The organism is Nocardia bhagyanarayanae, assembly GCF_006716565.1.
Classification (GTDB): domain Bacteria; phylum Actinomycetota; class Actinomycetes; order Mycobacteriales; family Mycobacteriaceae; genus Nocardia; species Nocardia bhagyanarayanae.
The window spans coordinates 1,884,264-1,910,497 of the sequence record NZ_VFPG01000001.1; the positions used below are offsets into that span (position 1 = coordinate 1,884,264).

Genomic DNA, 26,234 nt, shown 5'->3' on the forward strand with positions numbered 1-26,234 from the left:
ACGTTCCGCCAACTGGCCTTGCCAATAAATATCCAATCCCTCAATACTGGACTGTATGGCGACACGAGTGATCGGCGCGGCCAGCCTGGCGCGCGACTTGGGCAACTGGCGCAGCGCCGGTGACGACGATCCGGCGCGGCGTGCGGCCCGCCCGGCGTACCTGGCACTGGCCGAAGGGATCCGGCTGCTCATCCACGACGGGCGCGCGCCGCTCGGCGTCGCATTGCCCAGCGAGCGCGACCTCGCCGCCACCCTCGGCGTCAGCCGGACCACCATCACGTCCACCTACGCGCTGCTGCGCGAACACGGCTACCTGATCAGCCGTCAGGGTTCGCGCAGCACCGTGGCCCTGCCACCGGCCGTGCCGCACGACGGCACCAAACCGGCGCGCAGCATCCTGGCGCTGATGGCGCAGCCCGAGTTGACCACCATCGACATGACCTACGCCGCGATGGCCGCGCCGCCCGAGATGCAGGACGCGTATTCCGCAGCGCTGCAAGGAATTCCGGCCTATCTCGGCACCCACGGCATGGATCCGGTCGGCGTGCTCGCGCTACGCGAGGCGGTGGCCCGCCGGTACACCGAGCGCGGACTGCCCACCGAGCCCGATCAGATCCTCATCACCCTCGGCGCCCAGCACGGTCTGCGCCTGCTGCTCAACGTGCTCACGGCGCCGGCCGCGCGGGTGCTGATCGATCACCCGACCTACCCGAACGCCATCGAGGCCATCCGCGATGTCGGCGCGCGTCCCGTCCCGGTGCCGCTGCTGCCGGAGAGCCCGCACTCGGGCTGGGATCTGGACGGAATCCGCAGCGCCGCAAGGCAAACCGCCGCCACCTTGGCCTACCTGGTGCCGGACTTCAACAACCCGACCGGCATGCTGCTCGACGCCGACGGGCGCGCGGAGCTGGCCGCCATCGCCCGCGAGACCCGCATGACGGTCGTCGTCGACGAGTCGATGGTAGACCTGGGCCTGGATGTGGACACCCTGCCGCCCCCGGTCGCCGCGTTCGCCAAGAATTCCGAGATCGTCACCATCGGTTCGGCTTCCAAGTCGTTCTGGGGTGGTCTGCGCGTCGGCTGGGTTCGCACCAACCAGACGCTGATCACCAAGCTGCTCGGCATCCGCTCCACCGTCGACCTCGGCACCCCGGTGATGGACCAGCTCGCCACGGTGCACCTGCTGGAGAACGCCGACACCATTCTCGACCGTCGCCGCGACCAATTGCGTTGCCAGCGCGCGGCTTTGCTCGCCGCACTGGCCGAGGAGCTGCCGGACTGGCGGGTGAGCGCGGGCGTCGGCGGGATGTCGGTCTGGGCGCAGCTGCCCGCTCCGGTCTCCACCGCGCTCGCCGCCACCGCGCCCAACCACGGCGTATTGCTCGCCGCCGGACCGCGTTTCGGTGTCCAGGGTGCTTTCGAGCGGTTCCTGCGGCTGCCGTTCACCCACCAGGAGGCCGAACTGCGGTTGGCGGTGAAGGCGGTCGCCTCAGCCTACGAAGGGCTCACCCCGCGCGCGGCCGACCCGCTGAATCCCCTTACCTGCTACTGATTCGTTGGAAAGCGAAAGCCCCGTGGCCATTTGGACCACGGGGCATCCGTCGACGAAAATCAGTCCGCCCAAACGGATTCGATCGGCGTCGCCTCGGTCGGCGGCGGAGTCGGGATGGCCGCCGGGGTGCGCGAGAAACGCGGGGCGGGCGCGTGCTGCACCACGCCGTCGATGTCGACGAGACCGTTGCGCGCGGCGATGTGCGCGTTCTCGGTGGCCTCGGTGAGCGTGAGCACCGGGGTGGTGCACGCGTCGGTGCCCTCGAAGATCGCCGCCCACTCGTCGCGGGTCTTGGTCTTGAACTTCTCCGCGAACAGCTTCTTCAGCTGGTCCTGACCGTTCGGATCGATCTGCATCGGCAGGCCTTCGGGATCGATCTCCAGGCCCTTCAGCAGCTCGGCGTAGAACTGCGGCTCGATCGCGCCGACGGCCATGTACTTGCCGTCGGAGGTCTCGTAGGTGTCGTAGAAGGCCATGCCGGTGTCGAGCAGGTTGGTGCCGCGCTCGTCGGACCACAGGCCGACGCCGCGCATACCCCAGATCATGTGCGAAAGGGCAAGCGCGCCATCGATCATCGCGGCGTCGATCACCTGGCCCTTGCCCGAGTTCTGCCGTTCCACCAGCGCGGCGAGGATGCCGAACACGAGGAACATCGAGCCGCCGCCGAAGTCGCCGACCATGTTCAGCGGCGGTACCGGGCGTTCGCCCTTGCGGCCGATCGCGTTCAGCACGCCGGTCAGCGAGATGTAGTTGATGTCGTGGCCCGCGCGGTCGGCCAGCGGGCCGTCCTGACCCCAGCCGGTCATCCGGCCGTAGACCAGCCGCGGATTGCGCGCCAGCGCCTCGTCGGGGCCGAGACCCATGCGCTCGGTGACGCCGGGGCGGAAGCCTTCGATCAGCACGTCGGCCTTCTCGATCAACCCGAGAACCCTCTCGATGTCGGCCGGATCCTTGAGGTTCGCCTCGACGATGGTCCGCCCGCGCCACTGCGGACGCTCCATGAACCCGGGCAGCATGTTCGGCCGCTGCACCCGCACCACGTCGGCGCCGAGGTCGGCCAGCAACAGCGCGGCGTGCGGACCGGGGCCGATACCGGCCAGCTCGACAACTTTGATGCCCGCGAGCGGGCCCTGCTTGGTGGCGGTGGATGGTGTGGTCACGCCCTACCTCGGTTCGTCGTTGATCCCTGCGCACCGCCGGGCGGTGCGGTCCCCCGGGCAGCGCCCGCGGATGTATTGACAGTATGACAATAACGCCGCCGATCGGAACCCTCCGTCGTGCACCGCAGCGCGGGGTCGGCGAGAATCCAAGCAGCGTGCCGATGCGGGAAGCGTCGAGGAGCTAGCGATCCGAGCGTCAGTGTCCCCACGCGGATGTCAGAGCAGGGCGTCGGTGAGGTCGCGGCCTCAGCGGGTGGGGAATGGCGGCCGCAGGAAGCGGCTGGCTGGCCTCGTACGTGATTGGGCAGTGCCCGCCGACTTGCCCGACATGACCTCAGTCGCGGTCCAACCGGGCTGCACGCCGGAATTTCATTTCTGAACCGGTCGTAAGAATGGCTCTACTCCCGCAACGTGAACCGGCGCGAGCAGAGTTTCTGGATAGACCACTTTTGTGCGCGGTGTCATGAAGTCCAACGCACGGTCGTTCGGAAAAAACCAATGGACTGCCTGGACGGGCCTTTCGGCTTTGACGAACAGATAGTACGCGGCATGTGGTGTATCATCGCCGTACGCGGGAGGTAGATTTTCCCAGCAAGTATCGGAAATACCGGTATCCGCATTCAATGCCGGAGTTTTGGTGCCAGGAAAGACTACGACCATCCGGTCCCAGTCGTCTTTCAAACCCGCAGCCCGTGTGACATCCCGCATCGCTACGGGGTCCGAACCCAACGCCGCAGTTCTCGCCGCATTCAGTAGCCCGGCGCCGTTACCCAGGGATCCTTGTGTCGCCCTGAAATCGAACGACGACGGGCAGCTCGGGACAGCGTGCGGCTGATTCGGCCCACATCCGGAGATCAGCGCAGCGCACACCAACATCAGCCCTGGCCACGCACACGCGGTCTTCGACGCGCGACGCATGTCACTTGCTCCCCGGAAGTGGAATTCCAACGCCTGCCGGCGGTCCAGTCAATCCTGGGGCAGTCGACCTACTCCAAGAAAGTTGAACCTGATCCGACGGGAGCGGATTGCCGGATTGATCTTTCGCAGTAATCACGACGGCGCGGCCGTTCTCGCCTTCGATTTCCTGACGGACGAGGGCCTGCAGTTCCTCAGGAGTGGCATCGGGGTTAGCCGCGCCAATCTTTCTGCCGAGCTCGTTGTTCCACAGATCCATTGCCTCACGTTGCGGGGTGTTTCCACCAGTCTTTTCATGTGCGGTGGCATATGTTTGCGTCCACTCTTCGCCGAACTTCTGCGACATCAACGCATTCCAATACATATGCCTGAAGGCATCGCCCTGGCCATCTGCCTGAGTGTCAGGAGAGTACTCCAAGGCCGCTTCCTTCGCCAAGTCAGGCATCTTCAGTGCCTGCCCCACAGCCTCTATCCCCTGAGTGTGATACAGCTGCTCCATTGCGGCGATTTCGTTTGCCGTGTACAGGGACGGGGCAACTTCGATCCCATTCTCTTCGAGTAGGTCGGCCACGAATCCGACGGGCCACAACCGGGGAGGCTCGGTCGACGCACTCGTTTGGTACTCCTCGAGAATCCGGGCCAACTCAGGGTCGCTCGGAAGCGCGGTCAACGCCTGCTTGACTCGGTCCGACAAGTTCTCAATTTTTCCGATGTATAGTTCCGTACCTTCTTGATCGACGCGCTGAACCCACGTCAGAGCTGCTGATATGAGGTTGTCATACCGTCGTGTCCAGAATTCTTTGGCGGCGATCGCGGCCTCTCCGAAAGGGAAGTAGTCCTTGTATGTCTCCCAGTTGGACTTCCGTGACTTTACATGCCCATCATCGGTCACGAAGAGATCCCATATGGAATCCTCCGCTTCCTTCTTCTGCTCGCGAATCTCAGCGATATTGGATTCCAATTCGCCTACGTACAACCGGAGACTCTTTCCCATTTCCTCGATGACATCGGAAGTAGTCAGGGCGTCGCTCTTGTCAGCCGCTCCACGGGTGCGTGACGCGTTGCCAGCCGCGCTCGCGAAATAGGGCTCGGATTGCTCAATTTTTCCGCCGGCGGCCGCGGCTTCGGTGTCGATCACCTTTGCTGTCTCGAGCATGATGTCGACACACTGGCCGAGGTACCTGAGATCCCAACTGAGCACTACCGGTACAGTCAGTGGCTCCGGCACGTCTCCCCCTACCTACTTGAATCCATTGGCCCACGCGCCGTCGGATTGCTCGTACGCGTTTGCCGAGGTATCGATCGCATCACCGTGTTCGTTCAGACGGCGAACATGGTATTTTATTACGGAATCCAGAGCTTTCAGAGATTCTTCAACCTTGACCGCGAGATTCGATTCTTGCATATTCTGTCGTGCCAAATCGCGACTGACCTTGGCGATCGGCTGCTTTACCGAAATAGTGCTCGCGTGAGAACGGAGGTGGCGGGCAAGATCTCGCATCTTCGCCGGATCTACGCTAAAGGGATGCCCCACCAGACCCCTCCGTGTTGTCGAACGCGCGCAGGGCCGCACTGTGCGCACTGTCGAGTGCGACACGGTGTCTGTCCATGATGAGTTCCGCCAGCCGTTGCGGACCATGCTGTTCCATTGCCCAATCCGCGATCCACAGATCCGTGATGCGGCCACCGACGTCGGTTACGATGCTTACGCTGCCGTCCTGCGACCGTGCGGACCCTCGCATCTCCGCAAGCTGTTCGTTGATTCGTTGAATCTCATTCGCTCTATGGTCGTCCGGCACAGTGTTCAACCCCCCATGGAGTAATTATGCGGACCCGACGATACTCGTCTGGGGATGTAGCGTCAAAATCCGGAATGACTGCTGGCCTGGGTCTTTGGTGCAACGTTCGTCGACAATCGTGTCTCATATCGAGACGATGGTACGACCGTCCGGGAACGCTGCCACTCGATCGGAACCCTCCGTCGTGCACCGGACCGCGGCGTAGGTGAGAATCCAGTAGGGCGTGCCGATGCGCTCAACGGGAGGAACCAGCGGTGGACCGAGCGAACCATGTGTCAGCGCGCCACGCGCATGCGGCAGCCGGGCGCCGACGAGGCCGCAGTATGCGGGAGCGACTCGTGTGTCAGCGCATCACGCGCACGCTGGAGCGGGGGACCGCGGCGTGAGCGTCGGGGGCGAACTCCTCATCGGCCTGCTGATCTTGGTGGGCTTGCTCGGCATCATCATCCCGATCTTGCCCGGGGTGATCCTGGTCTTCGGCGTAATCCTGGCCTGGGCGATCATTACCGGCGGGGCGACGGCGTGGACCGTTTTCGCGATCAGCACGGTCTTCCTGGTGCTCTCCGGGGTCATCAAGTACACCTGGCCCGGCCGCAAGATGAAGGACGCGGGAGTCTCCAACCGCGCGCTGTTCCTGGGCGCGGTGCTCGGCATCGTCGGCTTCTTCGTCATCCCGGTCGTCGGCCTGTTCGTCGGCTTCGTGCTCGGCGTCTACCTCTCCGAACTCCAACGCCTGGGCCAGAACCAACCCGCCTGGCAGGCAACCAAACACGCCCTGAAGGGCGTCGGCCTCTCCATGCTGATCGAACTTTTCGGCGCCCTCTTGGCCACCGCCACCTGGATCACCGGCGCCCTCGTCGCGTAGCTCGGCTCTTCGCCGGGTGAGGCCGCCGAAGCGGAGTCGTGGTTGCGTCGAACCGCCGAGGCAGGCTTTCCGCCAGTTATGGCGAGCATCGCCGACCTGCTGCTCGAGCGCAGGGACGCCGTCGCAACAGAGTACTGGCGGAGTAGTGCCGAAGACGCCGGCCATGAGTGCCCGGCCGATGACGCCGGGTGATTCTCGGCATCATCGGCCATGGACGCGCTCGGTGGGCGCAGCGAGCGTGCGAGGGTGGAGTCCTGGCGGCGCTTGCGTGCGGGTATGCGAGGCGTGTGACCTGGTCGCATCCCAAAAGAGAGGGGCACCTCCGGCGACCGTCGTTCGCCTGAGATGCGATTTATAGCTGCGACAGTCGAATTCGAGCCCTGGCAGGCGTTCTACGGTGAGGCGCACCACAATCGGGTACCCATGCCCTAGCCAGGTGGGTAACAGACCTGGTCGCTCGACCGACTGACGCGATAGAGGCCGTCGGTCGGCCGCTGAACAACCCCGGCAGGATCAAAGCGCCGGTATCGCAACACAGCTCGTAGATCACCGTCCATCGAATGAACGGAGTACGCATGAAGCGCACGATGCACTACCTGGCTGCCGCCGCCCTCCTCGGCGCGGGCTTGTCCGTCGCCGCAGCGCCCGCCCAAGCCGACCCCGGCCCCTGTCAGCTCGGGTGGTCGAATGTCGAGCCTCGCTCGTGCGCGCAGAACAGTTTCAACCTCGCTCCGGTCTTCACACTCGGCAACGGTGTGTGCGTCGGCATGTTCTCGGTCGGCGGCACCGCCTTCGACGGACCGCTCTACGAGTACGCCGAGGCTCCCGGTGCGGCACACGCGGTTGTCGTGCGCCTCATCCCGGGATTCTCTCCGATCGGCACGTGGGGTCCGCAATTGCTCGCCTGCGACGTCACCGCGGTGGTCGACTGGCACAACCTGGACACCGGCCAGCGCGGCAGCGCCAGCCGCTTCGTCCCCGCCGGGCAGCGTCTCAGCCCGACCATCGTCCTCGCGGACACCGGCCCCGGACGGGTTCAGCTCACCGTGCGAACCGACCGCCCCTCCATCCCTGCGACCGCGGAAGTTTTCGTGCCGTAGCCGTTCTCGCGCCCCGCGCAGCGTTGTCGTCGCCGTGCGGGGCGCGGGAGGACTCAGCTAAGGGCGTGATCGAGGTCGGCGAGCAGATCTTCCACGTCCTCGAGGCCGACGGAGATGCGGACAACCCCGTCGGAGAGGCCGATGGTGGCGCGACCCTCCGGGCCCATGGCGCGGTGGGTCGTCGTGGCCGGGTGGGTGATCAGGGTCTTGGAGTCGCCGAGGTTGTTGGAGATGTCGACGACACGCAACCGGTTCAGCACCTCGAAGGCGCGCTTCTTGGCTTCGTCGGCCGGTGCGTTCAGCTCGAAGGTGACCACGGTTCCGCCGCCCGACATCTGGCTGCGGGCCAGGTCGTACTGCGGATGCGATTCCAGGAACGGGTATTTCACCCAGCTGACCGATTCGTTGGTCTCCAGGTATCGCGCGATCCGCAGCGCGGACTCGGTGCTGTGGCGCACCCGCAGCGGCATCGTCTCCAGGCCCTTGAGCAGGGTCCACGCGTTGAACGGGCTCAGCGCGGGGCCGGTGTGGCGCATGAGCGTCTTCACCGGACCGTCGATGTACTCCTGGGAGCCGAGGATGGCGCCGCCGAGGACGCGGCCCTGGCCGTCGATGTGCTTGGTGCCCGAGTAGACGATGACGTCGGCGCCGAGCTCGAAGCCCTTCTGCAACAGCGGAGTCGCGAAGACGTTGTCCAGCACCACTTTCGCGCCTGCGGCGTGCGCGAGCTCGGTCACCCGGCGCACGTCGACGAGCGTCTGCATCGGGTTGGCCGGGGTCTCGAAGAACACCGCCGTGGTCGGCACCGAGAGTGCCTGCTCCCACTGGTCGAGGTCTTCACCGTCGACGAACACCGTTTCCACGCCCCAGCGCGGCAGGATCTCGTTGCACACCACGAAGCACGAGCCGAACAGGCTGCGCGCGGCCACCAGCCGATCGCCCGCGCCGAGCAGCGCGCCGAGTGCCGTGAACACCGCCGACATGCCGCTGGCGGTCGCGAACGCCGCCTCCGCGCCGTCGAGCAACCGGATCCGCTCCTCGAACATGGCGACCGTCGGGTTGCCGTAACGGGAGTAGACGAAGTGCTCCACCTCGCCGGTGAACGCCGCTTCGGCCGCCTCCGCGCTCTCGTAGACGAAGCCGGAGGTGAGATACAGCGCCTCGGCGGTCTCCTCGAAACCGGAGCGGCGCAGGCCGCCGCGCACGCCGAGGGTGGCCGGTCCGACGCCCTCTGGCAGCGGCTTGTCGAACGCGCCGCCGGTGATCACGACTGCCTCCACGGCAGCCCGGTGGCGCGCCAGCCGGTGGCGCCGCGATGGCCGGCCGCGTCGAGCGAGCCCTCGAAGCCCTCGATCACGTTGTAGGAGGGCTCGATGCCGAGCCGGGTGGCGACGGTCGCCGCGTGCGCGGAGCGCTGGCCGGAGCGACACAAGAAGACGACGGGCGCCTCCGCGTCGCGACCCTCCAGTGCCTTGCTCAGCTGCTCGGCGAACTGCGGGTTGGGCGCGCCGGTGCCGTCCACCCACTCGATCAGCACGGTGGGGCGCTCGATCGAACTGGTGTCGGGCACTCCGACGAAGCGCCATTCCGCTTCGGTGCGCACGTCGACCAAGACGGCGGCGGGGTTGTCGCGCAACACCTCCCACGCCTGCTGCGGGGTGATGTCACCGGCGTAACTCATCTCGAACCTCCTGTGAATCCGCACTTGCCGCACCTGTTTCGGTGCGCGGCCAGGTCGTCACCCGGAGCACCCCACCGCGGAGGAGGGTTGCCGACCAGCTGAGCCGGGGCTTGGCGCTGGTTCTCATGACCTAGGGACTGAGATTGCCTGCACCGAGGTCACCGTGTCAAACATTGCAGACGAGCCATTTGTCGTCCGTGCGGGTGAGGTTCCAGGTCGCGGTGTACTCCTTGCCGTCGACCTTGGTGGTCACCGTGGCCTTGGCCCGGTCGCCGTTGAGCGTCTGATCGGTGACGGCTATGAGTTCGATTGCCTTACCGGTGCCTTCCTGCCCGGCCAACGGCGATTTGGCGGGGTCGAAATCGGGGCAGCCGGTACCAGGTGGCGGCACCATATCGGTGTTGTTGGCGCCCTCGACGAAGTTGCCGACGGCGCCCGCGATCTTCTCCGCCTCTGTGACATTTTTCTCAGCGGGGGAGAGCACGCCGCCGAGCGCGATGGCCACCAGCACGATGACGGCCAGCACGGCCGCGGCAAGGAACGGCGCGATGGAGCGCTTGTCGGTCTGATCGACCTCGATCGGTTCGCCTTCGTCGGGGGACTTCTGCTCGGTCATGGATCGATCATCCCTGGTCGGCGGGGGTATCCGACGCCCGGCCCCCGCGCGCCGAACAGCGGCGCGCTCCGCCCCGCTATCGTGGGAAGCGGGCCCGTCCGGCGTCGAGCCCGCGAAGGCGGGCATACAGCCAGTTCACCGCACCGGCGCGGGCGACAACCGGCAGCACCGATAGAATCGCGAGACCGAGACCTGCTGCCATAGCCATATGGCAGTTCACCGTCGTAGCGATCTGGGGACCGTGGGAGCCACGAGCCAGCATCACCAGAGCTCGTGGCGCCGGGTGCAAACAAGCGGTCCGTCAACTTAGCCTAAGCTAAGACGGACGCCATTGAACGTTTCGACCATAAGGGTGCGCGTAAGAGATGACCGAACAGAGTGCAGCGACTCGCCCGCTCCGCATCGCGATCGTGGGCGCAGGACCGGCCGGGATCTACGCCGCCGACGCGTTGATGAAGTCCGATGCCGATGTGAGCATCGACCTCTACGAGCGCATGCCCGCGCCGTTCGGGTTGATCCGCTACGGCGTCGCGCCGGACCATCCGCGGATCAAGGGCATCATCACCGCCCTGCACAAGGTGCTCGACAAGGAGCAGGTGCGTCTGCTCGGCAACATCGACTACGGCACCGACATCACCCTGGACGACCTGCGTCGCTTCTACGACGCGGTGATCTTCTCCACCGGCGCCAACGCCGACCGCGCGCTGCCGATCCCGGGCATCGACCTGGACGGCTCCTACGGTGCGGCGGACTTCGTGTCCTGGTACGACGGGCACCCGGACGTGTCGCGCTCGTGGCCGCTGGACGCGGAGAAGGTCGCGGTGCTCGGTGTGGGCAACGTGGCGCTGGACGTGGCGCGCGTGCTGGCCAAGACCGGTGACGAGCTGCTGCCGACCGAGATCCCGCCGAACGTCTACGAGGGCCTCAAGCAGAACAAGGCCGTCGAGGTGCACGTGTTCGGGCGGCGCGGTCCGGCGCAGGCGAAGTTCACCCCGCTGGAGCTGCGCGAGCTGGATCATTCGCCGACCATCGAGGTCATCGTGGATCCGGAGGACATCGACTACGACGAGGGCTCGGAGGCCGCGCGGCGGCACTCCAAGCAGGTCGACATGGTCGCCAACACTCTCGAGCAGTGGGCCATCCGCGACCAGGGCAACCGTCCGCACAAGCTGTTCCTGCACTTCTTCGAGTCCCCGGCCGAGGTGCTCGGCGACGAGAACGGCAAGGTCGTCGGTCTGCGCACCGAGCGCACCCAGCTCGACGGCACCGGCAACGTCAAGGGCACCGGCGTGTTCAAGGACTGGGACGTGCAGGCGGTCTACCGCGCCGTCGGCTACCTGTCGCAGAACATCAACCAGCTGCCGTTCGACGACCAGGCGGGCACCGTGCCCAACGAGGCGGGCCGCGTCATCGCCGACGAGAACGCCGACGGTCCGGCGCGCTACATGCCCGCCACCTACGTGACCGGCTGGATCAAGCGCGGCCCGGTCGGCCTCATCGGCCACACCAAGGGCGACGCCAACGAGACCATCGCCTGCCTGCTCGACGACGCCCCCGGCTTCGCCCCGGCCGAGAACCCGGACCCGCAGGCCGTCACCGAGTTCCTCGAGGGCAAGGGCATTCCGTTCACCACCTGGGCGGGCTGGTACCGCCTGGACGCGCACGAGCGCGCGCTCGGCGAGCCCGAGGGTCGCGAGCGGGTCAAGGTCGTCGAGCGCGAGGACATGCTCCGCGCCAGCGAGCCGCACAAAGTGTGATCACGAAGAGGGGCGCCGACGAGCGCCCCTCTTTCGCTTTACCGACCGCCCGGTAGCCGCGAGCGGATGCGACAGCGAAGAGATCTCGAGGCATTCTGTACAAGTGTTCGATGCCCATGTCCACATCATCGATCCGCGGTTTCCGCTGATCGAGAACGAGGGCTACCTGCCCGACCCGTACACCATCGCCGATTATCGAAAGCGCATGTCCCGCTTCGATGTCGGCGGTGGCGCCGTGGTCAGCGCGTCGTTCCAGGGGACCGATCAGACCTACCTGAAGGCGGCGCTCGCCGAGCTCGGTGAAGGGTGGGTCGGTGTCACCCGGCTCGACCTGGACGCCTCGGACGAGGAGATCCTCGAACTCGACCGCGTCGGCGTGCGCGCGCTGCGCTTCAACCTCAAGCGCGCCGCCGCCGACATCACCCAGATGACGTTGCAGGCCCTGCGTGCCCACGAGCTGGCGGGCTGGCACGTCGAGCTGTACATGGACGGCCAGATGCTGGCCTCCTTGCAGCCGGTGATCTCCAAGCTGCCCGCCCTGTCGGTCGATCATCTCGGGATGTCCGAGGAGGGGCTGCCGTTCCTGCTCGACCTCGTCGACCGCGGCGCCCGGGTGAAGGCGACCGGATTCGGGCGGGTCGCGATGAACGTCGCCGACACCTTGCGCCGCATCCACGCCGTGAACCCACAGGCGCTGATGTTCGGCACCGATCTGCCCGGTACCCGCGCCGGACGCCCCTTCCGCGACTCCGACGTCGACCTGATCTGCGATGTCGTCGGCGTCGACATGTACGCGGTCCTGGAGGACAACGCCCGCGCCTTCTACCGGCTCCCCGCCAGGGAGCGCGCGGAGGAGGATCCCGCCCCGACGTTGCCGTTGCACCGCACCGAGCAGCCGACGTTGCCGCTGCGCCGCGACGAACTGCCGAAAGCCGCACCGGCGGACACCATTCCGTTCCGGGCGATCGAGTGAGTTGTAGCTCCGGATAAAGCCGCGCGTCGAATTGCGCTGCGGCGCAAGTGCGTCCGCATCCGCCGACACCATCGAGCCGACGAGCCGATATCGTCGAGGTCGATGAGGTTTGGCAACGAGTGGCTGCGACTCGGTAGGTACTTCCCGTCGCGGCGAACAGAACGTACCCCGAGCGCGCCGCCCCTGGAGTTCCCGCGGAGCAACGCGACTCTTCTCCTCCTGCTCGCCTGCGCGATCACCGCGGTGACGCTGCTCTTCACCACCGTCGATCCGTGGCTGGACAAGGCGGGCATTCTGGTCGGCGGGCTCGACGTGCACGTCTATCGCGACGGCGCTTGGCGCATCCTGCACGACCAGCCGCTCTACTCCGAACCCACCCTGCGCGGGCTGCTGTACACCTACACGCCGTTCTCGGCGATCGTCTTCCTGCCGACCAACCTCATACCCTGGGAATTCCTCAGCCCGACCTGGCTGACGCTGAACCTCGGCGTCCTGTTCGGCTGCGTCATGATGAGCTGGCGGCTGCTCGGCTACCGATGGAACGCGCGGCTGGCGACGGCGAGCGCCCTGATCGCACTCACCTGCGCCTTCATCGAACCGGTCCGCACCACGCTGTTCTACGGGCAGATCAACCTCATTCTGATGTTGCTGGTGCTCTGGGTGTTCTCGCGTGACGAGCACGCCAAGCTACGGGGCCTCGGTGTCGGCATCGCGGCGGGCATCAAGCTCGTGCCGCTGTACTTCATCGTCCAGCTGCTCGCGTTGCGGCAGTGGCGCTCGGCGGCCACGGCGGCGTTGGCCTTCCTCGGCTCCGTCGTCCTGACCTGGCTCGTGCTACCCGCCGATTCCCGCCAGTACTGGACCTCGACGTTCTTCCAGTCCGAGCGCATCGCGCCGGACACCCACCCAGCCAACCAATCCCTGCGCGGGGTCCTCGCCCACCTGCTGCACGGTCCCGCGCCGCTGTGGCTGTGGCTGCTGCTCGCGCTGCCCGTGCTGGCCGCCGGACTGGTTCTCGCGACCGCGCTGCATCGGCACGGTGAACGGCTCCTGTCGGTCACGCTCGCGGGCCTGACCTCGTGCGTGGTCTCGCCATTCTCCTGGGGGCACCACTGGGTGTGGTTCGTTCCGTTGCTCGTCTACCTCGTGCATCGGGCACAGTCCAACCCGCGCTGGTGGTTCGCCGCCGCGGTCCTCTACGTCTCGATCGGCGGCTGGACCTACCACTGGAGCGAAACCTGGGTCAGCGTGGGCGTTTTCCTGCTGCCGCCGTCGTGGCCGATCGCGCCGGTGCTCATGAACATGTATGTGATCGCGTACCTGGTGGCGCTCGGCGCGATCGCGGTGCTGGTCCGCCGCCGCGACCAGAGCAGCTGCGTGCATGTGACGGTTTCGGACCGAAAGGATCCAGAACTGGACTGCGTATCCGTTCGCTGCTGATCTCGGCTGTGCCGGCCCGCCGCGCTTCGACGGGGGCGATGATGGTCGGCATGCGGATTGCAGATCGTTTGTGGGATTCAGTCGCCTCGCAGTTGGGACGACCGCACGGGATAGCCGGACGCGTGGTCGGCCGGATTCTCAACCGCGGCAACTACGCCACCGTGACCGCGGCGGTAGCGGCCGCCGAAGCGGCTCCGGGCGCGACGGTGGCCGATATCGGCTTCGGCGGCGGGATCGGGCTCGACAAGCTGCTGGCGTCGGTCGGCGCGACGGGCGTCGTGCACGGCGTGGAGATCGCGCCGACCATGATCGACGAGGCGGCCAAGCGGTTCCGGTCCGAGATCGCCGACGGACGGCTCGTGCTGCACACCGCCGCGATGCACGAATTACCCTTGCCCGCTGGATCTCTCGATGCGGTGATCAGCACCAACACCGTCTACTTCATCGACGACCTCGCCCCGGCCTTCGCCGAGCTGGCGCGAGTGCTGCGCCCATCTGGGCGAGTCGTGCTCGGCATCGGCGATCCCGCCGACATGGCGCGGATGCCGTTCACCGAGAACCGCTTTCGGCTGCGGCCGATCGCGGAGATCACCGAGCAGCTGGCCGACGCTGGTTTGGTCGTGCGGGAGGATCGCCGTATCAGCGACGGCCGCATCGGATTTCACCTGCTGGTCTGTGAACGCCGGTGACCCTTCGTTCGGGGGCGGCCAGGCGGATTGCGACGCCAGCGCCAATGCCAGCACTCGGGCCGCGATGTCGAACGGCGCCACCGCCTTTGGACCCTGTTGCGGCTGCAGCGGATGGTCTGCGGTCTCGGGCTGCTTCGGCGGATACAGGTTTGTCTCAGGCTCGGACATGGGCACCGACATCCACGACCCGTCCAGTTCGCCTCCGGCTCCGAATAGCGAGTGGTGCGTGTGCCGACGGCCGAGGCCGTTCTCGGGGAGGAACACGCACCACCCAATCTTTGGAGGGAGTTTCGGACTGGTCCGCAACCGGCGGTAGAGCGTCGACCTTGGAATCGAAGGCCTCTCCCGCACCGTCGGCGGCGTCCTTGTGATGACCAGTCCGAGCGCGTTCGCTCGAGTGACGCCATCACTCCCGCCGGACCCGTCCGAAAAACTTTCACGGACAGCGATGAATCCTCCGACGGTGCTCCGTCCTATTGGTTGAACGCGCTACCAACCCGGCGCGACCGACCCGAAGGACCAGAGATGACCACCGCCACCGCCACGTTCGCCAACCACCTCACCTACCGTCCCGGCAAGATCCGCAACCGCGTCCTGTGGACCCTGCAGATCCTGCTCGGCCTGTTCTTCATCATCGCCTCCGGCGGACCCAAGCTCGTGATACCGAACACCCTGGCGGAGAACGCCCCCGAGAATCTGACCATCCCCCTCGGTCTGCTCATCTTCATCGGCCTCGCCGAGGTCGCCGGCGGAATCGGCCTGATGGTGCCCCGCCTCAGCGCCCTCGCCGCCGCGGGCCTGTCGGTTCTCACCGTGCTCGCCGCCGCGACCCAGGCCTTCATCGCCGACAAGCCCTCGATGGCGATCTTCCCCCTGGTCCTCGCCGCGATCTTCGCCCGGATCGCCCACGAGCGCCGCACCACCCTCACCGACCTGCGCAACTCGCTGTCGCGATGAAAACTCCCTGAGCACGACCGGCGATCGGTGGCCCACCCACCGATCGCCGCTCGCGCGTTCCCTGATCGATCGCCCGTCGGGTTGGCGGCGATCGATCCAGCGGCCACCTGGCCCGCGACGCCCCGGCGCCGCACCAGGTGGCCGCCGTCGCCTCCGGGCGTAAACGACTCACGAGCCCGCGCACCGATCACGGCGTCACCGGGGTCGAGGACTGGGGTTCCGAGGCAGGCACCTAGCGACTACAAGGGCGGCCCGGTCATGATGAGATACGGCGGATTCATCGTCATCATCGCGCCCAGCTCCGATGATCATGCACCGTCTATCGACCAGAACCACTGGACGAGTTCATCCGCCTCACCAATCAGACGAGAATCCATCACTTGGACCTCCACGGGGTCTCGGGCGGCCCGGAGGTACGCCGCCCGGAAACCCTGGCGGTAATCGAGGACTACATCAGGAGATACACCGTTGGAATTCGATATGTCGAAGCTAACGCCCAGGGAACACGACTTTGTGGACGCGGCGCTGGCGAGCTGGACCGGAGTATCCAACAGCGCGCCGATCCCGGTGCGTGCACTGGGCTTCGCCGACCGTAGCCAGTTCAACGAGGAAGTTGGCAGGCTTCGACGCGCCGTCAGCAGCCACGCGACGCTGACCGACATCGAAACTGCCAGAGTGCTTTTCCTCAGCGAATTGGCGTTCGGCAGCGACCTTTTCGGCGCGGGTGTCGAGTTCCATCTGGTCAGCCCGATGCGCGACGCCGAAGCGATCACGATCCTCCGTTCGCTGCAACGGAAACTCTTCACCCGCTCGGGAGCCGAGGCCCTGTTCGAGCCCGAGCTATACGCACCCAAGTAACTTCGGAAGCCACGTACTTCCACCGCAGTCGAGCTTTCCAGAGCCGCAACACCGTCCGACGAGCAGTCCTGGACACCAGCAACAAGGTTCTTGCCCTCTGAGACGAGGTGCCCACCAAGTCGATTCAGCTGACCGACTAACCATCGTGATGCGCATCGATCTGGTGGATTCCCAGACACAGAGCCGCGGCCATTGGTCTGAGCGCAGGCGCCACGGCTGCCACATCGACTAGTACGCCGAAAGGAGCCGTCCGCACGCCCACCCAGGTTAACGACGTCGAACCTCCCGAGTCTTATGACTTCGGACTGCGAGAGGCGAAGCAGCGCTACACCGAGGTGGGATGGCGCAGCCCCTTCTTGACTTCGTAGATGCCGGGGCCGACCGGGACAGAATCGAGTTCGATTTCCGCCTGCCGGTGTGGGGGCCATCGGGTTTCCAATGACCAACGGATTCCGTCCAACTCCTCCGTACCGATCTCCAGGTCGACGAGGTTCGCGCCCATGAAGTCGTTGAAGACTCTGCTGACTCGGATCACCTGATTCGCGAGTTCCCTGGTCGCCAGAGATACGTGGCTCATGAGAGCTGTAGTGCGCGCAGCGACGGATGGCGAGGCCACCGGCCCCATGGCGTTGGTGCTGATACCGACCATATCGCGGAGTCGCTTCGCCAACTTCGAAACGTGCTCGGCGAAGTCGGCGAGGTCCTCTAGGTAGGTGAGCATCTTCTCGATGGAGGAGATTTCATCTGAATGCCATGGCGGGATCGTCGTGGCGATGGTGTTCTGGCTTTTGGATGCGCGCTTGAGCGCTTCGGGTATGACAAGCCACTTGTCGAACTCCAGGACGATCGCGGGCCGCAGGCTGACAGGTTCATCAAGAACCTTCTCTTTGAGGTAGCACGCGGCTTCGCAGGCATCGTTCAGTCCGCGATAGACCAGCGTTCTGGTCACCCATCGGATATCAGGGCTGACAGACTGCCAGGATTGGAAGCGCCCTGGTTCTCGAACCTCTACTGCGCTCAAGTCGACTACCTCGCTGAAGTCTGGCTCCTCATCGCGGTCGAGTCTCTTAGCCGGGGTGGTGACTTCGCCTGGGGCAGTTGCTTCAGCCGGGGTTTTGCTCTCCCCGAGAGCTCGCTTCCCACTCGCGCTCTGAGCTGTGCTCGCAGTACCGGTTTGGTGGCGTGGTTCGGTGGAGGATGGGGAGAGGATCGCTGCGAGTCCAGCTTCGATGTTGAGTTCTGCGCGAACCTTGGCTACGTAGGCGTCATGCCGCACCGGAATCAAGATCTCGCGCAGACCAGCCTCGATGTCGAGGGAGGCAGTCACGTCCTCGATCAGCGCCTTGTGCTGTTCAGCGAGCCAGCGATCGAGAGCGGGGTTCTGGTCGCCGACGGGATCAGTCATCATTCCTCGCTCGCATCCAGGTCGGTCGCGATGGTCCGACGCGCCTTCATCAGATTGGCCCGGACAGCCTCCGGACTGATCTGGAGGATCTCGGCGATCTGAATCGGCGTGTGCTCAGCAAAGCTCCAAGCCATGACCTGCCGCTGCCGAGGGGGCAGTCTTACCAGCGCTTGCAAGAAGTCGAGGCGGCGTTCCGCAGCGTCGTATTCGAGATGACCGATCAGTAGGGCGCTTCGATCGGACACTTCCGCGACCGGGTCTTCCTCCAGTCTGCTGATTCGCCGCGTGAGTTCACGGCCGCCGACAGTGAATACCCATGATCGGGGGCGATCGATGGTGGACCACTTCCGCCAGGCTTTCTCCATTGTTTCCTGCGCAATTTCAGCGGCATCAGCTCGGCGAGCCCCGTGCTGTTCCAGAAAGACCACTAGCTGAGGCAGGGTTTTTCGGTAGAAGTCGCTGAAGGCCAAGGCCTCCAACTCGAGCGGACCGTAGACGGGTCGGGACGTGGCGGCGGGCTGGAGTTGCCCGCTCGGATTGTCGTGGCCATCGGTCATGAGCGCGGCTCCGGCTCGGGACCGATGATCAGGCGGGTGCGGCGGCCGTCACCGTGTATGTCATCCACTCGACTACCGCAGGGCAACACGCGGGCGAGCCCGATCAAGTACCGCCGGTGCCCACGCTGTTGTTCTGCACGGGCATGTAGACGTAGCCAGAGCCCACCGAAGACCAGAACGTGGGTTCCGAGCGATGTCACTAGCAACGCAGTGGTCGGGCTCATGGCCTGCTTCCTCATTTAGTTTGCCGTCCACATATATAGAGGCTCACGGACGGTCCAGCGTGAACTCCATGAACCAAAAATCTATTTGGGCAGCCCAACTGGCCCCAACTCCACCAGCTGCGGAGTAGCTCCACGAATATGCAGCACGCCAACCTCTTTGGCGTGTCCGGAAAACGTGTCGCGCGGTATACCTGGGTGTCCTCGGTGGTCCAGCTGTCGCCAGGCCTCGCGGGCGTCGCGCATGACCATCCAGCACCAGCCGGTCAGGTCGACCAGGCGGCGGTTGGCCTCCTGCGGTTCGAATCCGTCGAGTCCACGCCGATCAAGCTCCGGTCGGTTGAGCTCGGGATGTCACACGGCGTGCGGAATCTGCGATGTGCTGGGTGTCGTCGACGCTACGGGCATCTTCACAGATAGGGGACTCCCAATGCACTTCGAGATTTTGGCGGCCAGCGACGTGGGTGATCGCATTGCCACCGTCGGTGTTGTACTCCTCGGCCTGGCCTTGATACCTGTTGTCCTGTTTCTGGTCTTCTCAATTCTTGCGCTCCTGGAAGAGGCGGCACCCTATATCGGGATGGTTCTCATTGTCGGAGGCGGCATCTCACTGGTGGCGGGATACGTGGCGGCGAACTCGTCGTTCATGTGGGGCGGTGGCATTGCGCTGGTCGTTGGAATAGTCGCGCTGTTCACCTCCTGACTGCGTCTGCAGCATCACCTTGGGGGGGTGTAGATAGTCGGCCGGACGCCGTCCGGCACAGTCCGTTCGTTTTCGGGTTATCAGGCAACTTCAGTGACGGGGAAGGTCGACATGGCGCGCGGCGACGGCGAGGAGGCGTTCGCGGTGACGATGGCGGGAGCGGAGGCTCCTGCTTCCGAGGTAGGACCGACCGTGCGGATGCGCGTTGGTGCCGAGATTGCGTCGACCCGGCCCATCGCCCCGGCAGCCGGTGACGGGGTGGCTCGATTGCGGCACGATCTCGTGTTCGATCCGGGACCGGAAGCGCGCAGCGCCCTATCGTGGTGGCATGCGGATCTCGGTGGCGGCGGACGAGTGCGTTGGCGTGGCGAAAGAACTGGTCGCGGAGCTGAGGAAGCGCGGGTTCGACGGTGTGCTGACGCACGGCGCGCTGTCGGAGGCCGAGCGGGACGATTGGGCTTGGGCCAGCGAGGCCGCGGCGCGTGACGTCGCGGAGGGGCGCGCCGATCAGGCGATCGTGTGCTGCTGGACCGGTACCGGCGCGTCCATCGCGGCCAACAAGGTGGCCGGGATTCGGGCCGCGCTGTGTGGTGACGCCGTGACGGCGGCGGGTGCGCGCAAGTGGAACGACGCGAATGTGCTTGCGCTGAGCCTGCGTTCGACCTCGGCGGCCGAGCTCACGGAGATCCTCGACGCCTGGTTCGCGGGCGAGCCGAGCGCGGACGCTGCCGACCGCGCCAATATCGCGCATCTGGCCAAGATCGAGCGGGGGCACTGAGCCGCAGGGTTGGAAGCCAATCTATTGACAGTATGCTGTCAAACATGACAGCATACTGTCATGACAACGAAGACAGTGCACACCGCGATCTACGACACGCTGGCCGACTGGGAGGTCGGAGCCGCCACCGCGCACATCAACAACCCGGCCTGGCAGGTCGCGCCCGGCTCTTTCCAGGTCAGGACGGTCGGACTCACCAGGGAACCGATCACCACCAAGGGCGGCATGCGTATCACGCCCGACCTCGCGCTGGACGAGCTGTCGCCCGCCGAGAGTGCGATGCTGATCCTGCCGGGCGCGGACACCTGGATGACCGGTGAACTCGCCCCGTTCGCCCGCAAGGCGCGCGCATTCCTCGATGCGGGCGTCCCGGTCGCGGCCATCTGCGGCGCGACATTCGGCCTGGCCAAGGAGGGCCTGCTGGACGACAAAGCGCACACCAGCAACGTCGCGGAGTTCCTCGTCTACAGCGGCTACGCGGGCGCGGACCGCTACGTGGAGCAGCCCGCGGTGACCGACGGCAACGTCGTCACGGCCTCGGCGACAGCGCCGTTCGAGTTCGCCCGCGAGGTGCTCGGCCTGCTCGGCGTCTACGAACCGCACATCCTCGACGCCTGGTACCGGCTCTTCGCGCACAGCGATCCGGCGGCCTACGCGGAGCTCGACGCCTACGACAAGGCGGCATCGGGAGCATGACGGAAACACCGGAGCAGGAGCTGTTCAGCATCGCCGCGATCACCTCGTTCCGGCTCAACGGCCAGTTCCTCGCCATCGCCGAGGAACTGGCCAAACCCGCGGGGCTGACCGCGGCGTGGTGGCAGGTGCTCGGCGCGGTGCTGCGCGAGCCGCTGCCCGTCGCCGGCATCGCGCGCGCCATGGGCATCACCCGCCAGAGCGTGCAGCGCATCGCGGACCTGTTGGTGGACAAGGGACTCGCCGAATACCGCCCGAACCCCGCGCACCGCCGCGCCAAGCTGGTCGCCGTCACCGAGGAAGGCCACGCGGCCGTCCGGCGCATCAACCCCCGGCACGCGGTGATCGCCGACCGACTCGCCACCGAACTCGGCGCCGACGAATTCGCCCGCATCGTCGAGGCGCTGACCCGGCTGTCCGCCGCGGTCGACGCGATCACCGAGCGCGAGGACTAGCGGTCACGGATTCCCGGCGCAAGCCCGGCCGAACCCGGCGCAGTCGACGCAAATCACCGGAGGCAAACGGTTACGAGTCCTTGGCGCATCGCGACCACTGCGCCGCCGAGGTCCACGGCCGAAGCGCGGACCCGGCAGTCCACGCGATCGCTCGACGAAGGCTGGCTGGTGCCGATTCCCCGGCACGACCGGTCGACTCGCGCGGACACAGCGCGCCGACCGCTCAGTCGAACGGCTTGTCGGTGCGCCCCACCAAATCCGCGACCGAATCGATGACGCTGGTCGGCCGGTACGGGTACTGCTCGACCGACGCCCGTGTCGAAATACCGCTGGTCACCAGGATGGTGCGCATCCCCGCCTCCAAACCGGAGATCACATCGGTGTCCATGCGATCGCCGATCATCACGGTGGACTGCGAGTGCGCGCCGATGCGCCGCAACGCCGAACGCATCATCAGCGGGTTGGGCTTGCCGACGTAATACGGCTCGCGGCCGGTCGCGCGGGTGATCAAAGCGGCGACCGAGCCGGTGGCGGGCAGCACGCCCTCGCGGGACGGGCCAGTGGCGTCCGGGTTGGTGGCGATGAAGCGGGCGCCGCGTTCGACCAGCCGGATGGCGGTGGTGATGGCCTCGAAGGAGTAGGTGCGGGTCTCACCGAGCACGACGTAGTCGGGGTCGCTGTCGGTCAGCACGTACCCGATCTCGTGCAGCGCGGTGGTGAGCCCGGATTCGCCGACCACGTAAGCGGTTCCGTTCGGGCGCTGATCGTCGAGGAAGGTCGCGGTGGCCAGGGCGGAGGTCCAGATGGCCTCCTCCGGGATGTCGAGCCCGGTCTTGCGCAGCCGCGCCTGGAGATCGCGGGGTGTGCGGATCGAGTTGTTGGTGAGCACGAGGAACGGCGTTTCGTTGGCACGCAGTTCGGCGAGGAACTGGTCGGCGCCGGGCACCAGGTGCTCCTCGCTCACCAACACCCCGTCCATATCGGTCAGGTAGGACAGGATCGGCTCGTTGTCTGCGTTCACCAGACAATTGTCGGTTATCTCCGCGCGCGGGGCATCGGACTCGGCGCAGATGCGGCCGGTCACACACTCGTGCGACACCGTGACTATGGTCGAAGCAGGCCGTGCGAGAACGGGGTGCGGAAGGCCGCACCGGCACAGCGAAGCGACAGGAGTGGCGCACATGGGTGATCTGAAGCTCGGGTACAAGGCGTCCGCGGAGCAGTTCGGGCCGCGCGAGCTGGTGGAGATCGCGGTGCTCGCCGAGGAGCACGGCTTGGACAGCGCCTCGGTGAGCGACCACTTCCAGCCGTGGCGGCACAAGGGTGGGCACGCGCCGTTCTCGCTGGCCTGGATGGCCGCCGTCGGCGAGCGCACCAAGCGCATCCAGCTCGGCACCTCGGTGCTCACCCCGACCTTCCGGTACAACCCCGCCGTGATCGCGCAGGCCTTCGCGACCATGGGCTGCCTGTACCCGAACCGCGTCATGCTCGGCGTCGGCACCGGCGAGGCGCTCAACGAGATCGCCACCGGCTACACCGGCGAATGGCCGGAATTCAAGGAGCGTTTCGCGCGCCTGCGCGAGTCGGTGGATCTGATGCGCGCGCTGTGGACCGGTGACCGCGTCGACTACGACGGCGAGTACTACCGGACCGTCGGCGCCTCCATCTACGACGTGCCCGAGGGCGGCATCCCGATCTACATCGCCGCGGGCGGCCCGCTGGTCGCGCGGTACGCGGGACGCGCGGGCGACGGTTTCATCTGCACCTCAGGCAAGGGCATGGACCTCTACACCGAGAAGCTGATGCCCGCCGTCGCCGAGGGCGCCGCGAAGGTCGGACGCACCGTCGAGGACATCGACAGGATGATCGAGATCAAGATCTCCTACGACACCGATCCCGAACTGGCGCGGGAGAACACGCGCTTCTGGGCCCCGCTCTCGCTGACCGCCGAGCAGAAGCACAGCATCACCGACCCGATCGAGATGGAAGCCGCCGCCGACGCGCTGCCCATCGAGCAGATCGCCAAGCGCTGGATCGTCGCGAGCGACCCGGACGAGGCCGTCGCCCAGATCCAGCCCTACCTCGACGCGGGCCTCAACCACCTGGTCTTCCACGCCCCCGGCCACGACCAGCGCCGCTTCCTCGACCTCTTCCAGCGCGACCTCGCACCCCGCCTCCGCAAGCTCGGCTAGTTCGCCCTGGCTCTCGCCTGAACCCGAGCCCCGACTCGGCGGCCCGGCGTCTCACACGCTGGCCGGTCGGCTAGCCCGCACAGGTGCGAGGCCAGCCTCGTCCGGTCGGATCAGGCGCGGGTCAGCGCGAAAATTCGCAGATCGCGGGTGGTGCGGTCGCGATAGGCGGCGTACGCGCCGGTCACCTCGACGAAACGCTGGAAGATCGGCTCCTTGGCCGCGCCTTCGACCGGCGTCGCGGTGACCCGGATGCGCTCGCCCGCGATGGCGACGGTCGCGTTCGGGTCGGCGAGCAGATTGGCCGTCCAGGCCGGGTGGTGCGATTGGCCGAAGTTGCTGCCGATGACGTACAGCGTGTCGCCGTCGTGCACGTACAGCAGCGGCTGAGTGCGCGGCTGACCCGATTTGCGGCCGGTGGTGGTCAGCAGGATCACGGGTGCGCCGATCGGTCCGAGGATCGTGTACTTGGCGTCGGTGCGCTCGAGCACTCGGCGATCCAGCGGCGTGATCTTGCGGATCACCCACGATCCCGGCTTGGTCGCGGCGAACTTGTTCGCCACGCGGGACAGAAGATTGGTGCGCGAACCCCACTGCCGGTCCGGGAACTGCGTCGTCATACGCCGGAATATAGGCGAGGTCGGCGCCGAAAGTGATTTCCCGAATATTTGCCATCGGTTGGCCGAGCACCGGCGTGTCGGCTCACTAAGCTCGGGATCATGGTCGAATCCGCTCCGTCCACCGTCTACATCGCCTCTCCGGAAGGCGACACCGGAAAGTCGACGGTCGCGCTCGGCGTGCTGCAGATGCTGTGCGCCACCACCGCGCGGGTCGGGGTGTTCCGGCCGATCACCCGCTCGACCACCGAGCCCGACTACATCCTCGAGTTGCTGCTCGAGCACAGCACCGCCGACATCGACTACGCCCAGGCGGTCGGCGTCACCTACGAACAGGTGCACGCCGATCCGGACGCCGCGATCAGCGAGATCGTGATGCGCTTCCACGACGTGGCCAAGGTGTGCGACGCGGTGGTGGTGATCGGCAGCGATTACACCGACGTGGCCAGCCCCAGCGAGCTGCGTTTCAACGCCAGGATCGCGGTGAACCTCGGCGCGCCGGTGCTGCTGGTGGTGCGCGGCTCCGATCGCACTCCGGACGAGATCAAGCAGCTCGTCGAGCTGTGCGCGAGCGAATTGCAGCAGGAGCACTCGGCGCTGGTGGCGATCGTCGCGAACCGCTGCGATCCGGACGATTTGAGCGAGATCTGTTCCGTGCTGGGCGGTTTCGATGTGCCGTCCTGGTCGCTACCGGAAGTCCCGCTGCTGATCGCGCCGACGATGGCCGAGCTGTGCGAGGCGGTCGGCGGCGAAATGTACAGCGGCGACCCGGAACTGCTGCAGCGCGAGGCGCTGAAGGTGATGGTCGGCGGCATGACGGCCGAGCACATTCTGGAGCGGCTGGTCGACGGTGTCGTGGTGATCGCGCCCGGCGACCGTTCCGACGTGCTGCTGAGCGTGGTGAACGCGCATGAGGCCGAAGGGTTTCCGTCGCTATCGGGCATCATCATGAACGGCGGCATGCTGCCCCATCCCGCGGTCGCGCGACTGATGGCGGGCCTGAAGCAGAAGCTGCCGATCCTCACCACGAGCCTGGGCACCTATGACACAGCGAGCGCCGCGTACCGGACCAGGGGCCGGATGTCGGCGGGCAACCCGCGCAAGGTGAACACCGCGCTCGCCCTGATGGAGCAGCACGTGGACGCGCCGGAGTTGCTGCGGCGCATCAGTGTTCCGCGCAGCTCGGTGGTGACACCGCAGATGTTCGAGTATCAGCTGATCGAGCAGGCCAGGGCCGATCGCAAGCGGATCGTGCTGCCCGAGGGCGACGACGATCGCATCCTGCGCGCGGCGGGCCGTGTGCTGCAGCGCAAGATCGCCGACCTGGTCGTCCTCGGTGACGAGTCCGCCATTCGGGCCAGGGCCGCCGAACTGGGCGTCGACATCTCCGAGGCCGAGGTGCTCGATCCGCGCACCTCCGGCTACCTCGACGAATTCGCCGCCGAATACACCGAATTGCGCAAGCACAAGGGCATGACGCTGGAGCGGGCCCGCGAAACCGTCGCCGACATCTCCTATTTCGGCACCATGATGGTCTACAAGGGCATCGCCGACGGCATGGTCTCCGGCGCCGCGCACACCACCGCGCACACGATCCGGCCCTCCTTCGAAATCATCAAGACGGTGCCGGGCGTCTCCACCGTCTCCAGCGTGTTCCTCATGTGCCTGGCAGACCGGGTGCTCGCCTACGGCGACTGCGCCGTCGTCCCGGATCCGAGCTCGGAGCAACTCGCCGATATCGCGATCTCCTCCGCGCAGACCGCCGCGCGCTTCGGCATCGACCCGAAGATCGCCATGCTGTCCTACTCCACCGGCGAATCCGGCAGCGGAGCCGACGTGGACAAGGTGCGCGTCGCGACCAAACTGGTCCGCGAGCGCGCGCCGGAACTGTTGGTGGAGGGCCCGATTCAGTACGACGCGGCGATCGAGCCGACCGTCGCCGACGCGAAGCTCCCGGACTCCGAGGTGGCCGGGCGCGCGACGGTGTTCGTGTTTCCGGATCTCAACACGGGCAACAACACCTACAAGGCGGTGCAGCGCAGCGCGGGCGCCATCGCGATCGGCCCGGTGCTGCAAGGCCTGCGCAAGCCGGTCAACGACCTCTCGCGCGGCGCGCTGGTCGCCGACATCGTCAACACCGTCGCGATCACCGCCATCCAGGCGCAGGGGCAGTGACACCGGGCACCCGCCGGAACGGAACAAACGCGCGGTGACCCGGGTTGCCGCCGGTAGGGACGTCGCTGGAGGGCGGGGT

27 protein-coding genes and 1 riboswitch are annotated in these 26,234 nt (G+C 66.3%); of the genes, 15 read left to right on the forward strand and 12 right to left on the reverse strand.

The annotated features are described in order from the left end of the window. The first annotated feature begins 55 nt into the window (after positions 1 to 55). Positions 56 to 1,552, forward strand: coding sequence for a MocR-like transcription factor YczR (yczR, locus tag FB390_RS07855; protein ID WP_141808354.1), 1,497 nt, complete (start codon positions 56 to 58; stop codon positions 1,550 to 1,552). A gap of 59 nt (positions 1,553 to 1,611) precedes the next feature. On the opposite strand, the gene FB390_RS07860 is transcribed toward yczR, so the two are convergent. The 5 genes from FB390_RS07860 to FB390_RS34825 all read right to left on the reverse strand — a co-directional run bounded on the left by FB390_RS07860 (position 1,612) and on the right by FB390_RS34825 (position 5,426). Next, complete coding sequence (locus FB390_RS07860; protein WP_141808355.1) at positions 1,612 to 2,712, reverse strand: CaiB/BaiF CoA transferase family protein; 1,101 nt, start codon at positions 2,710 to 2,712, stop codon at positions 1,612 to 1,614. A gap of 369 nt (positions 2,713 to 3,081) precedes the next feature. Continuing rightward, complete coding sequence (locus tag FB390_RS07865; RefSeq protein WP_141808356.1) at positions 3,082 to 3,420, reverse strand: hypothetical protein; 339 nt, start codon at positions 3,418 to 3,420, stop codon at positions 3,082 to 3,084. Between the two features lie 211 nt (positions 3,421 to 3,631). Continuing rightward, on the reverse strand, positions 3,632 to 4,828 hold the full coding sequence (locus tag FB390_RS07870) for a DUF6973 domain-containing protein (protein WP_141808357.1): 1,197 nt from the start codon (positions 4,826 to 4,828) through the stop codon (positions 3,632 to 3,634). Positions 4,829 to 4,867: 39 nt separating this feature from the next. After that, a complete protein-coding gene (locus tag FB390_RS07875) occupies positions 4,868 to 5,161 on the reverse strand; it encodes a type VII secretion target (RefSeq protein ID WP_141808358.1) in 294 nt (97 codons plus the stop codon). After that, positions 5,145 to 5,426 (reverse strand): YbaB/EbfC family nucleoid-associated protein, encoded by a 282-nt coding sequence (locus FB390_RS34825; RefSeq protein WP_141808359.1) that lies wholly within the window; start codon positions 5,424 to 5,426, stop codon positions 5,145 to 5,147. The genes FB390_RS07875 and FB390_RS34825 overlap by 17 nt, the downstream gene beginning before the upstream one ends. Before the next feature lie 382 nt (positions 5,427 to 5,808). Here FB390_RS34825 and FB390_RS07885 point away from each other — a divergent pair, with 382 nt between their 5' ends. Both FB390_RS07885 and FB390_RS34130 read left to right on the forward strand, forming a co-directional pair. Further along, on the forward strand, positions 5,809 to 6,291 hold the full coding sequence (locus FB390_RS07885) for a DUF456 domain-containing protein (RefSeq protein WP_141808360.1): 483 nt from the start codon (positions 5,809 to 5,811) through the stop codon (positions 6,289 to 6,291). Positions 6,292 to 6,866: 575 nt separating this feature from the next. Then, positions 6,867 to 7,391 carry a hypothetical protein gene (locus FB390_RS34130; protein WP_246123911.1) on the forward strand — a complete coding sequence of 175 codons (525 nt, stop codon included), beginning with the start codon at positions 6,867 to 6,869 and terminating at the stop codon, positions 7,389 to 7,391. Between the two features lie 53 nt (positions 7,392 to 7,444). On the opposite strand, the gene FB390_RS07895 is transcribed toward FB390_RS34130, so the two are convergent. The 3 genes from FB390_RS07895 to FB390_RS07905 all read right to left on the reverse strand — a co-directional run bounded on the left by FB390_RS07895 (position 7,445) and on the right by FB390_RS07905 (position 9,688). Further along, complete coding sequence (locus tag FB390_RS07895) at positions 7,445 to 8,659, reverse strand: O-succinylhomoserine sulfhydrylase (protein WP_141808361.1); 1,215 nt, start codon at positions 8,657 to 8,659, stop codon at positions 7,445 to 7,447. Beyond that, a complete protein-coding gene (locus tag FB390_RS07900; protein WP_141808362.1) occupies positions 8,656 to 9,072 on the reverse strand; it encodes a rhodanese-like domain-containing protein in 417 nt (138 codons plus the stop codon). The genes FB390_RS07895 and FB390_RS07900 overlap by 4 nt, the downstream gene beginning before the upstream one ends. Before the next feature lie 15 nt (positions 9,073 to 9,087). Continuing rightward, a riboswitch (SAM riboswitch) is annotated at positions 9,088 to 9,203 on the reverse strand. Between the two features lie 35 nt (positions 9,204 to 9,238). Continuing rightward, positions 9,239 to 9,688, reverse strand: a complete 450-nt coding sequence (locus FB390_RS07905) for an Rv0361 family membrane protein (protein WP_141808363.1) — start codon at positions 9,686 to 9,688, stop codon at positions 9,239 to 9,241. Between the two features lie 365 nt (positions 9,689 to 10,053). On the opposite strand from FB390_RS07905, the gene FB390_RS07910 reads away from it, so the two are divergent. The 6 genes from FB390_RS07910 to FB390_RS07935 all read left to right on the forward strand — a co-directional run bounded on the left by FB390_RS07910 (position 10,054) and on the right by FB390_RS07935 (position 16,362). Then, positions 10,054 to 11,445, forward strand: a complete 1,392-nt coding sequence (locus FB390_RS07910; RefSeq protein WP_141808364.1) for an FAD-dependent oxidoreductase — start codon at positions 10,054 to 10,056, stop codon at positions 11,443 to 11,445. A 103-nt stretch (positions 11,446 to 11,548) separates the two neighbouring features. Continuing rightward, positions 11,549 to 12,418 carry an amidohydrolase family protein gene (locus tag FB390_RS07915; RefSeq protein ID WP_141808365.1) on the forward strand — a complete coding sequence of 290 codons (870 nt, stop codon included), beginning with the start codon at positions 11,549 to 11,551 and terminating at the stop codon, positions 12,416 to 12,418. A 102-nt stretch (positions 12,419 to 12,520) separates the two neighbouring features. Beyond that, a complete protein-coding gene (locus FB390_RS07920) occupies positions 12,521 to 13,858 on the forward strand; it encodes a glycosyltransferase 87 family protein (protein WP_246123912.1) in 1,338 nt (445 codons plus the stop codon). 50 nt (positions 13,859 to 13,908) lie between these two features. After that, positions 13,909 to 14,547, forward strand: coding sequence for a class I SAM-dependent methyltransferase (locus FB390_RS07925; protein ID WP_141808366.1), 639 nt, complete (start codon positions 13,909 to 13,911; stop codon positions 14,545 to 14,547). Between the two features lie 525 nt (positions 14,548 to 15,072). Beyond that, positions 15,073 to 15,504, forward strand: a complete 432-nt coding sequence (locus FB390_RS07930; protein ID WP_141808367.1) for a DoxX family protein — start codon at positions 15,073 to 15,075, stop codon at positions 15,502 to 15,504. 468 nt (positions 15,505 to 15,972) lie between these two features. After that, the gene (locus FB390_RS07935) at positions 15,973 to 16,362 is read left to right on the forward strand and encodes a hypothetical protein (protein ID WP_141808368.1); all 390 of its coding nucleotides are present in this window, start codon (positions 15,973 to 15,975) and stop codon (positions 16,360 to 16,362) included. Between the two features lie 325 nt (positions 16,363 to 16,687). Here the strand turns inward: FB390_RS07935 and FB390_RS07940 are convergent, their stop codons facing one another. Both FB390_RS07940 and FB390_RS07945 read right to left on the reverse strand, forming a co-directional pair. Beyond that, on the reverse strand, positions 16,688 to 17,767 hold the full coding sequence (locus FB390_RS07940; RefSeq protein ID WP_141808369.1) for a hypothetical protein: 1,080 nt from the start codon (positions 17,765 to 17,767) through the stop codon (positions 16,688 to 16,690). Then, positions 17,767 to 18,324 (reverse strand): sigma-70 family RNA polymerase sigma factor, encoded by a 558-nt coding sequence (locus FB390_RS07945; protein WP_141808370.1) that lies wholly within the window; start codon positions 18,322 to 18,324, stop codon positions 17,767 to 17,769. Before FB390_RS07945 ends, FB390_RS07940 begins: the two co-directional genes overlap by 1 nt. Positions 18,325 to 18,924: 600 nt before the next feature. On the opposite strand from FB390_RS07945, the gene FB390_RS07950 reads away from it, so the two are divergent. The 4 genes from FB390_RS07950 (at position 18,925) to FB390_RS07965 (ending at position 21,174) form a co-directional block, all read left to right on the forward strand. After that, positions 18,925 to 19,248 carry a hypothetical protein gene (locus tag FB390_RS07950; protein ID WP_141808371.1) on the forward strand — a complete coding sequence of 108 codons (324 nt, stop codon included), beginning with the start codon at positions 18,925 to 18,927 and terminating at the stop codon, positions 19,246 to 19,248. A gap of 328 nt (positions 19,249 to 19,576) precedes the next feature. After that, positions 19,577 to 20,026 carry an RpiB/LacA/LacB family sugar-phosphate isomerase gene (locus tag FB390_RS07955; protein ID WP_141808372.1) on the forward strand — a complete coding sequence of 150 codons (450 nt, stop codon included), beginning with the start codon at positions 19,577 to 19,579 and terminating at the stop codon, positions 20,024 to 20,026. 60 nt (positions 20,027 to 20,086) lie between these two features. Further along, positions 20,087 to 20,722 (forward strand): type 1 glutamine amidotransferase family protein, encoded by a 636-nt coding sequence (locus FB390_RS07960; protein ID WP_141808373.1) that lies wholly within the window; start codon positions 20,087 to 20,089, stop codon positions 20,720 to 20,722. Then, on the forward strand, positions 20,719 to 21,174 hold the full coding sequence (locus tag FB390_RS07965) for a MarR family winged helix-turn-helix transcriptional regulator (protein WP_141808374.1): 456 nt from the start codon (positions 20,719 to 20,721) through the stop codon (positions 21,172 to 21,174). The genes FB390_RS07960 and FB390_RS07965 overlap by 4 nt, the downstream gene beginning before the upstream one ends. 223 nt (positions 21,175 to 21,397) lie before the next feature. On the opposite strand, the gene FB390_RS07970 is transcribed toward FB390_RS07965, so the two are convergent. Beyond that, positions 21,398 to 22,153 carry an HAD-IIA family hydrolase gene (locus FB390_RS07970; protein WP_185757219.1) on the reverse strand — a complete coding sequence of 252 codons (756 nt, stop codon included), beginning with the start codon at positions 22,151 to 22,153 and terminating at the stop codon, positions 21,398 to 21,400. Positions 22,154 to 22,355: 202 nt separating this feature from the next. On the opposite strand from FB390_RS07970, the gene fgd reads away from it, so the two are divergent. After that, on the forward strand, positions 22,356 to 23,366 hold the full coding sequence (fgd, locus tag FB390_RS07975) for a glucose-6-phosphate dehydrogenase (coenzyme-F420) (RefSeq protein WP_141808376.1): 1,011 nt from the start codon (positions 22,356 to 22,358) through the stop codon (positions 23,364 to 23,366). Positions 23,367 to 23,476: 110 nt separating this feature from the next. On the opposite strand, the gene FB390_RS07980 is transcribed toward fgd, so the two are convergent. Continuing rightward, a complete protein-coding gene (locus tag FB390_RS07980) occupies positions 23,477 to 23,983 on the reverse strand; it encodes a nitroreductase/quinone reductase family protein (RefSeq protein WP_141808377.1) in 507 nt (168 codons plus the stop codon). 99 nt (positions 23,984 to 24,082) lie between these two features. Between FB390_RS07980 and pta the strand changes: the two genes are divergently transcribed. After that, entirely contained in the window at positions 24,083 to 26,155 is a 2,073-nt protein-coding gene (gene pta / locus FB390_RS07985; protein WP_141808378.1) for a phosphate acetyltransferase, read from the forward strand. Positions 26,156 to 26,234 lie beyond the last annotated feature (79 nt).